The following is a 15,700-nucleotide window of genomic DNA, read 5'->3' on the forward strand; positions in this document are numbered from 1 at the left end:
CTTACGGTTCAAATATCGGGAACTACACCGCCTCCGGAAACACTTATCTACGGTTGCCCAACGATATTCCTTACCCATACTCCGCTCTTTACAAGTATAAAACCAACCGCGCATTTTCCTATTTCAACAAGTGAAACGATAAGAAATACGTTGACTACGGGAATTGTCGTATATTTGCTTATAAGAAAAGCCGTGGGTACGGTTATGATCCAGGCATAGCAACTGTCAAACAAAAAGGTGATAGCAGTCTTTCCTCCCGATCTCATCGTGAAATACGATACGTTTGCATAGGCATGAATAGGCATGCAAAGCGCAACCACCCAGATGCATCTTGTCGCAAGATACTTTATATCAGGTTCCACATTGTAAACCTGCGGTATAAAAGGCGCCGCGATCGCAAGCAAAGAGCCCATGATAAGCGTACTTAAAATGCTTAAGAAAGCCATCCTGAAAGCAGTTCTTCTCGCAGATACAAGTTTTCCCGCTCCAAGCTCCTGTCCAACCATAATTCCCGCTGAATTTCCTATTGATAAAAAGACCTCGTTAAAGATCTGAGCAATCGTCCCGCTGATGTTCATCGCTGCAATTATCGAGATGCCGCGAAGTGAATATGCTCCAAGGAGCGCTGCCTGTGCAAGACTCCACAAAAATTCGTTACCCAAAAGAGGAAGTGACCTTGACATTATCGGCCAGATAAGTGCTTTGGGAATAACAAAATTCCTGTACAAGCCCCTAAAGAATCCATATCTTCCGTTTGGCTTGTGCGCGCCTGTTACAACTATCATAAGTTCGGTAAATCTCGATATTACCGTTGCAATGGCTGCTCCGAGAACCCCAAGTTTCGGGAATCCCAAAAGTCCGAAAATAAGCAGCAGGTTAAATACAAAGTTGACACCCATTGCTATCATACTCGCGACCATGGGAAGAGTAGTCTTTCCCGACTCTCTCATGGCGCTTGCATAAACCTGCGTAAAGCTAAACGGTATGAGTCCGATCAGCATGATATTAAGATACGATATGCCAAAGCCCAGCGTCTGCGTTCTAACCGCGGCTTCCGTACCTTCTGCTATATACAAAGATATCAGATAGCTTGATGTATTGAATAAAAAAATAACTGCCACGGTACATATCGCAGCAGCTGTAAGAAGTTTGAATCTGATGGAATATCTAACTCCATCCATATCTCCTTTGCCGAAGAACTGCGTACTGAATATTCCCGCTCCCGAAAGCGATCCCCATATGCACAGATAAAAGATAAAGAGTATCTGGTTTACGATCGCGACAGCTGACATGGGTATTGTGCCGACCTGTCCCACCATAACGTTATCGAGTAGTCCAACGATATTCGAAAGTGTATTCTGAACTATCATGGGAATGGCGACCATGGCAACCTTGCCGTAAAACCCCCGTTCACCAATAAGACACTCTTTGAGTGATAATCTGTATTTAATAGCTTCTTCTCTGTTTGCCGTCTCAAATGTTTTCATAAGCCTAAATCTCCGTACAAAAATCCCGGCAATTAAATTGCCGGGTTATGGGTAATTTCTACTATTATATTATCCAAATGTTATTAAATGCAAGATTAATATGCGCCTTCAGACTCGAAAACTACGGGAATCGTCTTTAAGATAAGTTTGATATCGGTTACAACACCCATATCCTTGATATATTTAAGATCAAGCTCAACCCACTCATCCCACTTGATGTTGGCTCTTCCGCCAACCTGCCAATAGCAGGTAAGACCTGGCTTTACAACAAGTCTTTGCTTCTCGTAAGCATTGCATGCTTCCATCTGATCCACAAGAATGGGTCTTGGACCGACGATACTCATATCGCCCTTGATGATGTTGATAAGCTGCGGAAGCTCGTCTATTGAATATTTGCGAATAAAACGTCCCACGTGAGTTACTCTCGGGTCGTCTTTTATCTTAAATGCATGTCCCGTCTGCTCGTTGCGTTCCTGCATGCGCTGGAACTGTGCCTCGGCATTTCTGTACATGCTGCGGAATTTATAAATCTTGAATGGCTTCATATTCTTGCCCGCGCGAAGCTGCGTGAAAAATATAGGTCCACCGTCTTCCATAAGTATTGCCAGCGCCGTAAGAACGAAAATCGGTGAAAGTAATATAAGCGCTACCCCCGATGCAACAATATCAAAGCAGCGTTTAAACCACTTGTAGATGTTTGCCTTGTGATCATAGATTTCCTGATAGATCAGCTCTATGATCTTGTTCTCTGACTGATCAATGACTGCCTGCTCTCTTTTCGCAATCACCATATCACATATCTCCTCATCATACCGATATCACTGTTTGAATATTAAAACCACACATATTAATTGAAATATCGATAAAAAATAACTACTGATATATTCACTATACCAAAAATAAACGGCTTGCGCCACTCTACAAAAATTATATCGGCAGAAAAGGTGATATTCTTAAGACTCCTCCCCGTTTTCTTTTTCACGGTTGTGCTTACGAACGCATAGTACCGTCACTATTGTTCCCACTACAAAGGCCACGATCGCAGTAAGCACGTATCCTCCCGCTTCTTCATAAAGGAGACTCGAACCGCTGTATAAATTTGTAGTTGTTCCGAATTGTCCGACTCCCAGATGCTGAATTATGATAAAAAGACATGCAAATAACGCAGTGCTGACCACCCCCATGGTATTGATCATCCTGCTCTGTCTCTTTTTCCTAAGATCTTTCATGCGTCTGTGAAGTTCTGATAGTCTCTCTTCACCTGTCATCAAAATTAAAAAACCTCCTTTTAAAGCGTGCAATTATCCCTTTCACTTATATAGTGTCAAAAAATTGCAAAACTCCTAAGGAGATTTTGAAAAAAATTTATTTTTTTATTATTTTAGTCCGATTTTCTTCTGAGAAAGCACAAAAACAATGATTATAAGTACCATCGGAACAGCACTTGCTATCCAAAGGCTGATGCCTCCCGCACTGACCATGATATTGAAAATAGCATGGAATGTTATCGTAAAACACAGAACGGCAAAGGTTCCCGTTATTCTTATCCAAGCTCTGTCCCAAAGAGAGAAAAGACCTATCGCTGTTGCCGTACCGCACAAAACATGCATCGCTCCCGTGCCAAAGCCTCTGATCATAAGGCTAAAGAGATCCGAAGTTCCGTAAGAAGTAAGGAAACAGACATTTTCAAATGTTGCAAACCCAACGGATACCAGGAGTATTCCGTTTATAGAATCCTCTTTTCCCGCTTCAAATATGATTATATAAAAAAGAATCGGCAAGAACTTGATACATTCTTCAACAGCCGGTGCCACGGCGTGAGAAGCGGTCGCAAGGTCTATCTCAAAAATCGCAGCAAAAAAACTGCTGACATATGCCGACAAAAGGCAACATATCATACCTGCAAGAAGAAATGTAAGCGCTCTGCGCCAGCTTCTCTTAAGACAAAGAATAGCCAGAAAAAGCGGTGCTGCCAGACAGATGAAAGTGTTCTCCATGTATGTCATTTTGCCACCTCCCTCTTTTTAACGATCAAAAATACGAGGAAAATGACCGCCAGAAACATGTTAAACCAATAGTACGGATTGTACCATGTACTGTCATGTCTGAAAAAAGATGATGTCCAGGAACCGTATTCTCCCAGGCAGTTCAAAAGAACTACAATACTGATGTTCCGGATATATCTGTCGTTAAAGAAAAGGAGATTCCGGATAGAATTAAACATAAGAATCCCTGTAAGTATCGCATAAACAGTATTACTTACGTATTTTCCATATTGCATGTACAAAAGAGCCATCCCGATAACAAAAGGAATGGTAAGAAGCGGAATAAATCGCTTTATTCCGGTGTTTGGAACTTTGGAAGCAAAATCTTTTCCCAGATGCTTCTCGCATTCCATAAAAAGGAAAAGACTAAGAAAGATATACGAAGCATTCCAGCTAAGATCAGAAACAACAGCAATGTTCGGAGTTGCTCCGTAATAGAATGCAACTGCCTGCCAATAAAGATTGCCAAGCAGATAGCTCACATAAAAAAGATGCAACAGAACCCAGGATTTTTCCCTGGTCTTAAATATGAAGTAGATCGAGATCGCCATGCAAATAAGCAATGAAACTATCTGAATAGCAGTATCAATAACATCGACCATCAGCTCACTCTTCTTTCATTCTTTTTCTGATAAATACGCAAAAAAGTGTAAACGATATTCCCAGACACAGAGAGATAAGTGCAACCATGATGTATCCAAGTGCTCCGTTCTCGGCAAAGATGCTTCCGGCCATGCTTCCCGGTACACCCGCCGCGGTGGTCTTGGGAAGGCGTGCGATCATAACAGCCGATGTGATCGCAAGAAACAAGCTTGCTGCAAAGGCTACAGCTGTCTGTATCGCGATTACTTTTTGCGCTTTCTTTTTTTCAAGCACAGCCATTTTGCGGTGCAGTTCCTTTACTCTTTCCTCATATCTCATATCGTGTTATTCCTTCTCTTTCGAGCTCTTTCCTAAGTGTCTTTTTACCGTTCGAAAGAAGATTGTCTATTTTCTTCTTGCTGCATGCCATTATCTGTGCAGCCTGATCGTAACTTAGATCCATAGCATATTTAAGCCACAATGCTTCTCTGTACTGCGTGGGAATAAGATTAAGGCACTTGTGAAGCGAACTGATATTTTCGTCGATAACCGTCTTTTTCTCCGGAGAAGCCTCTTCCGAGATGATATCGTCGGGAAGGCTGAACTCGCTTTGCTTAAGCTTTTTCCTCCAGAGGCGACACGCCTTGTGTCTGGCGGTCTTAAATAAATACGCCTTAAAACAGCCCGCGCCGATCTTGGGCTTACGAACAAGAATCGCTGCGAACGAATCAAGCATCAGATCCTCGGCGTCATGGTAATCACCGATAAAATAAAAAAGGTAGGACGTAAGAGCGTCTCCATAGCGAAGCATAAGCTTATCGCCCGCTTCCTGTTTACCTTTCAGATAATCGTTATACAGTTCATCGTCACTTGGAAGTGTCTTATTATCAGGATTCATACCCAAAATCTCTCAAGATAATCTTAATAATATAACTATTTACCATAATGATATCATCCATATTTCGGTATGAAAAGAATTTTATGTTATCCGAAAAAAATCTCGGTATTTCTAATATTTCACCAACTTGCAGGACAAAAGAAATTTCTCGCCAATGTCTCCAAAAGCTCCACTAATTCTCCCGGAGCATTCGCGATAATTAAGAACACGGGCTCTTATAACCCATGCAAAACGAAAGGAGTTTCATGCACAAAATCTGATTCAAAAAAATAAAGCCAAATCTATATATCTAGGAGATTCCATGCAAGTTGGTGTTTGGAAAAATTGCTCTGAAAACGAGCAATGCAGAACGAATGTCCTGCGTGACGTGATGATGTGTAAAAACAGGTTGTCTTGTTCACGTTTCCGATGGGCATAGATTATCACCGTAAAAATACGATGTAAATAGGCTTGGACCAAACTTAAGGAAATCTACCGCAAATCTTAAGAAAGTCATAAGAAGTTTACTTAATTCCGCTTCTTGGTTATCTAAATTCTCAGAAATGATATTCAGATAAATCTCCTATTACATAAAAATCCCGGGACCTCCAAATGCGAAAGCCCCGGAATAAAAATGCAGATTATTCAAGTGATCCTATATCAGCCCTTCATGAATCCGATCTCGCTGATAAGGGGAACATCCATAGCCTTTCCGCCAATAACGTTTACAAAGGCAATGATCCTTATTACTATCAAGGCAAGGAAGCAAGCGCCTGATATGAACCATCCGAGGAAAGGAATGATAAGCGGAATAAGAACGATAACGCTGCAAATCTCGATCTTAACAGCCTGCTTAGCGTGGAATCTTGTAAAAGGTGAGTTGTTAATAAGAAGAGCAACTATGATTCCGAGAATTCCGAAAAGGTAAGCAAAAGCAGCAAAGAACTTATTATCTGCGATATCTCTTGCATCAAATTCTTTAGTGTGATCATTGGGATTGAAAGTCTGATACTGCTGATATCCGTTAAACTGAGGTGCTACGGCGGGCTGCATCTGTGTAGGTACAGGGCCGTTCTGTGGTGCACCCTGAGGATTAGGGTTGTTTACAGGCTGTGCCTGCTGTGCTCCCGCGTTGTTCTGTTCAAGATTAAAGCCGCAGCTCTCACAAAATTTAGCTTCATCGACTGTTTGTGCGCCGCAATTAGGACATGTTTTCATGGTGTGTACCCCCTAGTACTAATTATTATTTTTATTTATACATTTTACATTCACAGTACGGTATTTTCAATATATTTGCTAGTGTTCCTTACATAATGCATAATAGTAAATACCATCTTATTTTTATGGAAGGAACTATTATAATGCACAACCTGACAATGGGCATACTTGCCCACGTAGATGCCGGTAAGACAACACTCTCCGAAGCAATCCTGTTCTTATCCGGCGCCATACGAAAAGCAGGAAGAGTCGACCACAAGGATACTTTTCTTGACACATATGAACTTGAAAGAGCCCGCGGGATCACAATTTTCTCCAAGCAGGCTGTTTTTGAATATAACGATACCAGATTCGATCTTCTCGACACTCCGGGACACACCGATTTTTCTCCCGAAATGGAGAGAACGCTTCAGGTGCTTGATGTCGCCGTTCTTATGATAAGCGGACCCGACGGGGTTACCGGACAGGTCAAGCTCCTGTACAAGCTTCTTAAGCATTACAACATCCCCACCGTCATTTTTGTAAACAAGATGGATCAGCCCCTTGCCGATAAAGAGCGCTGCCTAAACGATATCAGGGCTTCGCTGTCTTCATCCTGCATTGATCTGAGTGAAGGCTATACTGTTCCCGAGATCCAGGAAGAGCTTGCCATGTGTGACGAAGAACTTCTTTCGGATTATTTAAACGGAAAAAAGATCGAGAAAGAAGATATTTATTTATTGATAAAAAACAGGAAGTGCTTCCCTGTTCTCTTCGGCTCCGCGCTTAAAGCTGAAGGAGTAAAAGAGCTTATGGAGCTTGTTTCCGATCTGGCTCCTACGATCTGCAATGGCGAAAGCCGGGATTCATCTTCAGGTGTGACAGGTAAAGGCTCCCCGACATCCGGAACCGCTGCATTTGGTGCCAGAGTATTTAAGATCAGCCGCGATCCTTCGGGGAACAGACTGACTCACATTAAGATCACAAGCGGAAGTTTAAATGTAAGAGATGTAATAGGCGATGAAAAAGTCGACCAGATAAGGATCTACGCAGGCGATAAATATGAAGCCGTTCAAAGTGCAACTGCCGGCATGATCTGTTCCGTAACAGGACTTAAAAACACTTCTCCCGGCGCAGGTCTCGGAGTTCTTGAAGGCGATAGCGTCTGCGAAGTTCTCCAGCCCATTCTTTCGTGCGCCCTTATACTCCCCGAGGACATCAGACCGATAACAGTCTACAACGATCTCAAAAATCTCGAGGAAGAAGAACCTATGCTGCGCGTTTCATTCTCGGAAGAGACAGGATCGATCGAAGTCTGCGTAATGGGCGAAGTTCAAAAAGAAATATTAGCGCACATACTGAAATCGAGATTTAATATAGACGCCAAGTTCGGACCCGCACACATCGTATACAAAGAGACTATTGCAGGCCCGGTTGAAGGCGTCGGTCATTTCGAGCCGCTCCGTCACTACGCCGAGGTTCATCTTCTTATTGAGCCCACAGAGCCCGGAAGCGGAATCTCATTTGACAGTAATTGCAGTACCGATGAGCTTGCACTTAACTGGCAGAGACTTATTCTCACTCACCTTGCGGAAAAGAAGCATCTCGGAGTTCTCACAGGTTCAGAGCTTACGGACGTAAAGATAACTCTCATAGCCGGACGTGCTCATGAAAAGCATACAGAAGGCGGCGATTTCAGACAGGCCACTTACAGAGCCGTAAGGCAGGGACTTATGCAAGCGGATTCCGTCCTTCTCGAGCCGATTCTAGAATACAGACTTGAAGTTCCCGGAGACAGCGTTGGCCACGCACTCAGCGATATGCAACGAATGAACGGAACCGTGTCCGCGCCCGATATAGAAGGCTCTTTTTCGGTAATAACGGGAACCGTCCCCGTGGCATGTCTCGGAAATTACGCTCAGGAGCTCTCCGCTTACACACACGGAGAAGGCCGCCTTTTCACCACACTCAGCGGCTACAGCCCATGCCACAACACCGAGGAAGTTCTTGAAGAGTATAACTACTATCCCGATCTTGATACGGACAATCCGTCAGCTTCGGTATTTTGCCAACACGGGGCTGCAACGATAATCCCATGGGATGAAGTAAGAGATCATATGCACATAGATACCGGTTGGAGCAAAGAAGCGCCCGTAGGCTCTGCAACGGACCTAGTTGACAACATCGACATGGAGGCGCTTAAAAAGCTTCAGGCCAAAAGAGCGTCTATGGAAGACACACGCTCTTTTTCCGAAAAACAAAGGGACTACTTCGCTGCCGAAGATGAGCTGAAAGCCATCTTTGAAAGAACCTACGGTAAAGTAAAGCCAAGAGTCGAAGGTTCCAAAACAGAATTCAACGAAAGCTCTTTTGCAGGCCCCGATGAAAGCGTAAGGGACTACGCCGTTGAACAGGAAAAGGAGAAAAAGCACAGCAACAAAGGACAGAATTCAGACGAAGATCCGAATAAAGAATTTCTTTTGATAGACGGATACAACATAATATATGCCTCGGAAAACCTTAAAGCTCTGGCACAGACCGATCTCAAGGCTGCACGTGATTCTCTGATCGACATCCTGAACAATTTTCAGGGCTATCGCAGAGAAGAGCTGATACTTGTTTTTGACGCCTACAGAGTTCGTGGCGGTACGGAGCATGTCGAGAAGCAAGGAAACCTCACCGTCATCTATACAAAAGAAGCCGAGACTGCAGATCAATACATAGAAAAAGCGGCACATATAATCAGCAAAAAATACCGCGTAAAAGTCGCAACCTCAGACGCCATCGAGCAGATCATCGTGTTCGGATCGGGCGCCATTAGGATGTCCGCAAGAGAATTGTGGAAAGAGATCGAATTAACGAATGAGCAGATAAGAGAAAAGATAAATAAGTAATTATTCATAGTATTTTATGGGGGAATGATCTTCTAAAAAAGCTGATTCGTGGTATATGCCAAACCAAGCAATCATGCGGATGAATCATAACACTTGAAATAAAATTTCTTAAATCATATAAATATTGCGTAAAACCTATTAACTTTTTATAAAAATGAGCCGATAATTAAGAAGTAACGAATTATCTAAAAAAAGCGGGGGGTATATCTCATGAAAGAGAAGAAAAGGAATTCCGGATTTCGTGCCAGCATGTCTGCCATCTTACTTCTTATCACATTTCCACTTATAATTGCACTTATCGCAAGCATTGTTTTCAGCAATGTTCAGATGAAGAGCATTGATAAGAGTGACGAAGAGTTGTATTATGATATGCTCTATACCATCAATTCGGATCTTATTAATGCCGACAGAGATATGCATCAGGCCATGCTCTCTATCACCAGATATATTGCCAACTTTAAGTATGCCAATATGTCTACTCTTACTGGATACATGGATGATGTAAAGGTCAATATAGAGGAGACTACGCAGAGAGTTGAAGAAGCCACCTCTCTCGCACAGCAAAATACATATCTTTATAACACTATCACTGCCGAAAACGGTATGACATTTTCACAGTGCTACGACACTTTCTCAACCTATTTTGTCGCATGGCAGGAAGATTATAAGAATACTTTGGGCAGCGGAGAAGAATACAATGCAGGTTCCGGAGAGATCAAAAAGCTTTCCGATGACTTTGACGCAGCAAGATCCGCTCTCAATGATATGGTTGATATTGCAGACAGATGGGCCAAGGAAGAAAAGAACATCAATACAGCAAGTATTGCCAAGAAGATTGTTGCAAGCTCAATGATCTTAGGTGTCATCGCTGTAGTGCTTCTTATCTTTACTTTCATTATGCTCATCAATATAGTTAACAGCCTTAAGCAGATATCCAAGGCAGTTGACAGAGTTGCTTCGGGCGACTTTGTTACCAAGATTCATCCGACCAGCATTGTAAAAGACTTTAATAAGATCGGACAGGCTCTTGAAGGAATGCGTCATGAGCTCAGAAACGCCCTCGTTAAAGTTATAAATCATGCAGATACCGTCAACAGCAAGGCTGAACTTGCCAAAGATTCAATTGCAAGCTCTCAGAGAACGACAACAGACATCAGCTCTGCGGTTAACGATCTTGCATCCGGTGCTACGGCTATGGCTCAGGATGTTCAGAGTACATCCTCAATTACCATCAACATCGGTTCTTCTGTTGACAGCGTGCTTGAATCCGCCAATTCCAATCTTGAAAAAGGTCGCCTTGTATACGGTGAATCTTCCAAGGTTAAGGAACAGCTTGAGCAGATCAAGCTTCAGGATCAAAAGACAGATGAGATGGCTACCAAAGTTGCGGAGTCAGTTAACGAGACAGCCAACGTCGTTGAGCAGATCTCTACCGCAGCCGAGTCCATCATTTCAATAGCAAGCCAGACCAACCTCCTTGCTCTCAACGCTTCAATCGAGGCTGCAAGAGCAGGTGAAGCGGGAAGAGGTTTCTCTGTAGTTGCAGATAACATCAAGAATCTTGCGGGTGACACCAATAATCTCGCAGGTGAGATCACCAACATGCTCTCGACAATTACTGATTATTCCAATACAAACAAGGAACTCACAGAGAGCATCAAAGAAGCTACTACCAATGAGGCCGCAGCCCTTGAGGAAATGAGTGAATCCTTCGATCAGATGCTTCAACTCCTCAAAGAGACCGAGGAAGGCAACAAGCAGATTGCAGCTCTTGTTGAGCAGATGAACTCAGATAAGGCCAACATCCTAAGTTCTGTTGAATCTCTTTCAAGCATCTCCGAAGAGAATGCAGCTTCTACTCAGGAAACAAGCGCTTCTCTCATGGAACTTGATACAAATATGGAATCTGTTGTTGAGCAGGCTCAGGATCTCCAGAAGATCGCGGAAGAGCTCACAACCAACGTTAAATACTTCAAAGTTCAGCTTCCGGGCTAAAATTAAGGCGTCGCAGGATTTATCCCGCGGCGCCTTTTTTAATCTTCTACTTCCAGTATGCGTTTATTTCTTTGGTCTCGTAATCTTTTATTTCCACTCCGTCAAAAGAATATCCTAATGTAAAATACGCTTCGGCTCCCTTCTTGGTATCTTCACTCTGCCCCTGTGCAGCCCTGAAATTTCCAAGAGAATAATAAACAAGCATATTTCCGCCGTCAGGTCTTTCAAGCAGCTTGGTCTCCTGCATAACATGCGGATGCGAGCCTATAACTACGTCCGCACCGCCCTCTGCAAAAAGCTGCGTATACCGCTCCTGCGAAGGCGTTATCTCTTTTACATATTCATCTCCCCAGTGCACAAATACGACCACAAAATCGGCTTCTTCTCTCGCAGATTTAAGGTCTTCAATCAGCCTATTTTCATCTTCTGCAAGCTCATCGCCTTGTTCTGTGGCTTCATGCTCCTTGGGAAGATAATGCACAACATTCGGATAATCACCGGAAATATCGCCGGCATTCGTTCCGTAGGTATATGAAAGCAGCGCAATCTTTATCCCGTTACGACTGATGATCTCATACGGCCTGTATTCAGTATCACTACTACTCTGGATTCCCACGCAGGTTATCTCATTGTCCTTATAAAAAGAAGTTGTAATATCAATGCCGGTCACTCCCCTGTCCAGTACGTGATTGTTGGCACATGTAGCCACATCGAAACCTGCTTTTTTAATAGCCATTCCGACTTCTATGGGAGAACCAAAGCTTGGATATCCTCCGACCATCGACTCCTTATCGACAAGCACCGTCTCTGCGTTTAAAGCCGCAATATCGGCGCTTTGTATTTCTTTTATAAAAGGTTCGTACAAGAAATCGAAGCTTCCGTTTTTGTCATCTCTCGCATATTTATATATAGGTTCATGAATAAGGTTATCACCGAATGCCGCCACGCTGACTTCATTTTCGATATTCTTAAGTCCCCAGCCTTCCCAGGTCCAAAGCGTGCATTTTTTATCTTTGTCCTCAATAAGAAGTATTGAAGAATTCTTCTCCATGAGCTTCATACGCACGGCATCAACACCGATCTCCGACGCGCCCCATTTATGTTCCACACTTCCGTCGGGACTTAGATCATACAAAAAGATATGCTGGGAATAATCCTTTTCATCGCTCTTTACCCAGAAAGGCCTATGTTTACCGTACTTACCCTTTTTCCACAAAAGAGCGATCATCTCTTTATCGCCGTCTCTGTCTATATCCGTCACGAATACATCCTGAACCTTAAAACCGCGTTCGGATCTGAAAGCTATATCACCGTTTCTGTCTTTAACCTGCAGTTTCTTGTTCTTTAACGCGACAACTATGCCGGAATAAGCCTTATCTTTTTCATTGTCAAAAGAAATCTCTTTTTCCTTCCAGCTAACCCATGACGGGATATGATTTCGGCGGATTGAGATCACGGCAATACAAATAGCTACCACTATCCCTAAGGATAGCAGTAGCCATTTAAGTTTTTTAATTAAAGATAGCTTTTTTTCCGGTATTTTCATTCTCCATCTACTCTGTAGCTTGTAGTCCATTCAGGCTGAGTGGGGTTGTCCGAATTTTCAACCCAGTTCCAATTATCATCCATATGTCCGCCTCTAAGCCTGTCTCTCCACTCATCATCAGCAAGTCTCTCACCGGACTGTTCAAACTGATAAAATGAATAAACACTTCCGCTTCCAACGTGCAATTCTCCGTCAATCGGGAATACAACATACACATCATCGGCAAAACCGGTTCCCACTTCCAAAAAGCTTCCGTTTGGATCGGTCGCGATATCCGCGATAACAGGGCAAGGTGCCTGATTACTTTCCGAAACAGAACCTGTACCGTCATCAACCGCTTCTTTCCAGAAGTGCTCAAGATATCCGCCGTAGCTTCGAATAAACTCATATTCATCATCGGAAAGCTTCTCATTCTTAAGCTCTTTTTCAGAAATAGTCAAAAGAGTTCCTGCGATCTCGGAAAGCTTATCAAGATCCTCTTTTGCACCTTCATCAAGCATTCCGTACTTATCAAGTCCCTCCTTGGTTTTCTCGGAAAGGAACTTAAATCTGCTGTAAACAACAGGCTGAGTATCTACGAAACCTCTGTCATCAAGGACTTCCTGGTCTCCGTCTCCCATCTCTGCCATAACGGCCTTGGCATAGAGGATCGTATCGTGCTTGAGCTCTGCATAAGATCCTGCATAGGTCTCAAGATTTTTCTTGGTCCACTCCGAATTCTGCATATATGAAGGATAGCCTTCACCCTTCTCTTCAAGAAGAGGTCTGAGTGTATTGAGCCATCCGGAATACAAACTTGCATTCCAGATAGCAGGATTGTCATTGTTAAATGTCTGCTTTAAGGCTTCCACATTCTCAGTGTAGTTCTTGTAATCGGTATCGCCCTGACTTTCAAGAATCTCCATAGCCTTGTCTGAACCAAGCACAGCGGCAGTATCAAGCGTATCGGGAAGCATTCTTGTTTCTCCCGCACTGTTCTCTTCAACATTCCTGTAGATCAGTCTCTGCATGATGGCTGCATCGATCGTAAATCTCTGTCCCATGAATCTGTATGAAGGAATCACATTCTCTTCACCGTCTTCAACCGGAACCGAATTGATCGAAGGTGTATTGAGCTCTTTTACCGCGCTCATAACCTTGGCAAAGGCATCTTTATTGTCCGCAATGGCAGATACATCTGCACTTCCGTAACTGCTTTCCACTATTTGAGAAAGCTCATTATATCCGGGATCATCAGATCTTCCCGCAAAGAATGAAGTAATACTGTAGATGCCTTCCCATGTATCCTTGGCATCATTTATCGCAACGCTCTGAAGGATGGCACTGCGCACCATGTCCTCGTTATCAAAAGCATAAGCGACTCTTCCGTACCACATCATTGCTCTGAAATATTTCTCAAGCTCGGGATCACCGTCATAATATCCTCTCGGCTTGTACTGAGAATAATCCTCATTAAGTTCGGTTATCGCACATGTTTCTATTCCGGAAGCATTATTGATCTTATCAAGCTCGCCATTTACAACACTGTCAAAAGAGCTGTCGCTTATAGGAGCTGCTACGCTGTCGTCAAGGAGCTTACTTCCTATATAGAAAAACTCAACGTTTCTAAGAGCCGCCGCTTCAAACTCCGTACCCTTAAGGTCTCCGTACTGCTTTGCTGAACTCTCCAACATCTGCGAGCTGAGCTTTTTAAGCTCACCTGCAAGGTGATTTTTCTCAGTTTGCTTCATGAGATATGCAAAGTACAGATGATAGGTATGCATCAATGAATCAACCGTAATAAAATTGGGAATCTGACTGTAACGATTAGCCTCGTAAATTTCAAAAAACTCGTTGCTGCCATCCTTGACTACAAGGAAATTGTGATCCACAAGCGCCTTTCTGTTAGCAGTTACATCATTATAATCACTCTGACGCTCAGGATTGAATAAATAATCCTGATTAGCGTTTAAAACTATATTTGAAAAATCTTCCTTCACGCTGTAGCTTGGAATAGACGGTACAAGATTCTCGTCGTAGTACTTCTCTTCAGAGTCACCAAGAAGCGTAGGTCCTGCGTTAACATTGACGTTCACCGCTATGCTCTGCTCACCTTCATTTGAGCCCTGCTCTGCGTTAGTTGACGCATCGTTAGACACGGCGCTGTTTCCATTGATATCATCTACCGAGATACCGTTTGATTCGCCGATATCCTTGGCAAATGAACAGCCTGACGCCATTATCGTCAAAGCCAAAATACATGATACTATTTTCTTTTTCATTTTATTCTCCTTTTATAAACACCTTTAGTAATAATATACGTAATTTAGGTCTTTTCAGCTTAGGTTCTTAACCACACCTACAGACACATAATTATCCAATATTGCGCCAAAATCTGTCAAGTCCTCGTGCTCGGGCGAATACAGCCCATCGACCATCAGGCTGACGCCTCCGTTGGCAAATTCCTCAACAGCCTTGTATCTGTCTACATAGAACGCCTTTCTGGATACCAGTCTGTCTCTTAATATGCCCTTACATTCAGAAAGAAGGCACTGCGGAAAATTGACATTCCATATCTGCCCCGGAACATAGGGCTTATCAAAAAGCTCTTTTAATATCTCTTTAAGGTACTTATCCGTAACCTCGTGGCAGCCGTTTATTCCTTCCGAAAGCGCTATGGAAAGATATCCCTGAAATTCGCCCTCGAAGGCTGCTCCTGCCGTTGCGGAGTACTGAATGTCTGATGCTACATTGTAGCCAAAGTTGATACCGGCTAGCACAACGTCGGGCTTTTCGGGCATTATATTTAAGGTTCCGACTCTCACGCAGTCTCCCGGCGTTCCGCTGCAGGAAAAAGCGTGGATACCCTTTACGGGGAAATCTCCGAAAGGATGTACATCGATAGGATGCCTTAAAGTAATGCTGTGAGAAGCCGCGCTCCTTTGGCTTTCGGGAGCAACTATCCACACTTCTCCGAACTCTTTTGCCACTTTAGCAAGCCTTGCTATTCCATCGGATTCGATACCGTCATCATTGGTTATAAATATCTTTTTACTCATAAACTCCCCTTCTGCCTTATTATCATACCTCATTATATC

General features: G+C 43.2%; 13 protein-coding genes. 2 read left to right on the forward strand and 11 right to left on the reverse strand.

Features of this window, described 5'->3' with window-relative positions; translation table 11 throughout:
• Positions 1-47: 47 nt before the first annotated feature.
• From D6853_RS00725 to D6853_RS00760, 8 genes are all read right to left on the reverse strand, one after another.
• Positions 48-1,487: an MATE family efflux transporter gene (locus D6853_RS00725; RefSeq protein WP_120655900.1), complete on the reverse strand. Its 1,440-nt coding sequence runs from the start codon at positions 1,485-1,487 to the stop codon at positions 48-50.
• A gap of 95 nt (positions 1,488-1,582) precedes the next feature.
• Positions 1,583-2,278 carry a sugar transferase gene (locus D6853_RS00730; RefSeq protein ID WP_092246806.1) on the reverse strand — a complete coding sequence of 232 codons (696 nt, stop codon included), beginning with the start codon at positions 2,276-2,278 and terminating at the stop codon, positions 1,583-1,585.
• A gap of 162 nt (positions 2,279-2,440) precedes the next feature.
• Positions 2,441-2,758 (reverse strand): hypothetical protein, encoded by a 318-nt coding sequence (locus D6853_RS00735; RefSeq protein ID WP_207667198.1) that lies wholly within the window; start codon positions 2,756-2,758, stop codon positions 2,441-2,443.
• Positions 2,759-2,863: 105 nt separating this feature from the next.
• Positions 2,864-3,493 carry a PrsW family glutamic-type intramembrane protease gene (locus tag D6853_RS00740; RefSeq protein WP_120655902.1) on the reverse strand — a complete coding sequence of 210 codons (630 nt, stop codon included), beginning with the start codon at positions 3,491-3,493 and terminating at the stop codon, positions 2,864-2,866.
• Positions 3,490-4,134 (reverse strand): hypothetical protein, encoded by a 645-nt coding sequence (locus D6853_RS00745; protein WP_120655903.1) that lies wholly within the window; start codon positions 4,132-4,134, stop codon positions 3,490-3,492. Before D6853_RS00745 ends, D6853_RS00740 begins: the two co-directional genes overlap by 4 nt.
• A gap of 4 nt (positions 4,135-4,138) precedes the next feature.
• Positions 4,139-4,453, reverse strand: a complete 315-nt coding sequence (locus tag D6853_RS00750; protein ID WP_120655904.1) for a hypothetical protein — start codon at positions 4,451-4,453, stop codon at positions 4,139-4,141.
• Positions 4,443-5,012, reverse strand: a complete 570-nt coding sequence (locus tag D6853_RS00755) for an RNA polymerase sigma factor (RefSeq protein WP_120655905.1) — start codon at positions 5,010-5,012, stop codon at positions 4,443-4,445. Before D6853_RS00755 ends, D6853_RS00750 begins: the two co-directional genes overlap by 11 nt.
• Before the next feature lie 639 nt (positions 5,013-5,651).
• On the reverse strand, positions 5,652-6,209 hold the full coding sequence (locus tag D6853_RS00760) for a DUF4870 domain-containing protein (protein ID WP_120655906.1): 558 nt from the start codon (positions 6,207-6,209) through the stop codon (positions 5,652-5,654).
• Positions 6,210-6,352: 143 nt separating this feature from the next.
• On the opposite strand from D6853_RS00760, the gene D6853_RS00765 reads away from it, so the two are divergent.
• On the forward strand, positions 6,353-9,082 hold the full coding sequence (locus D6853_RS00765; protein WP_120655907.1) for a translation factor GTPase family protein: 2,730 nt from the start codon (positions 6,353-6,355) through the stop codon (positions 9,080-9,082).
• Positions 9,083-9,292: 210 nt separating this feature from the next.
• Complete coding sequence (locus D6853_RS00770; RefSeq protein ID WP_120655908.1) at positions 9,293-11,077, forward strand: methyl-accepting chemotaxis protein; 1,785 nt, start codon at positions 9,293-9,295, stop codon at positions 11,075-11,077.
• A 46-nt stretch (positions 11,078-11,123) separates the two neighbouring features.
• Here the strand turns inward: D6853_RS00770 and D6853_RS00775 are convergent, their stop codons facing one another.
• From D6853_RS00775 to surE, 3 genes are read right to left on the reverse strand one after another with little or no spacing between them, the layout of a single operon-like run.
• Positions 11,124-12,623 (reverse strand): CapA family protein, encoded by a 1,500-nt coding sequence (locus D6853_RS00775; RefSeq protein WP_207667199.1) that lies wholly within the window; start codon positions 12,621-12,623, stop codon positions 11,124-11,126.
• The gene (locus D6853_RS00780; protein ID WP_120655910.1) at positions 12,620-14,884 is read right to left on the reverse strand and encodes a DUF3160 domain-containing protein; all 2,265 of its coding nucleotides are present in this window, start codon (positions 14,882-14,884) and stop codon (positions 12,620-12,622) included. The genes D6853_RS00775 and D6853_RS00780 overlap by 4 nt, the downstream gene beginning before the upstream one ends.
• 54 nt (positions 14,885-14,938) lie before the next feature.
• Positions 14,939-15,661: a 5'/3'-nucleotidase SurE gene (gene surE / locus D6853_RS00785; protein ID WP_120655911.1), complete on the reverse strand. Its 723-nt coding sequence runs from the start codon at positions 15,659-15,661 to the stop codon at positions 14,939-14,941.
• Positions 15,662-15,700 lie beyond the last annotated feature (39 nt).

This window comes from Butyrivibrio sp. X503 (assembly GCF_003625475.1).
Taxonomy (GTDB): domain Bacteria; phylum Bacillota; class Clostridia; order Lachnospirales; family Lachnospiraceae; genus Butyrivibrio.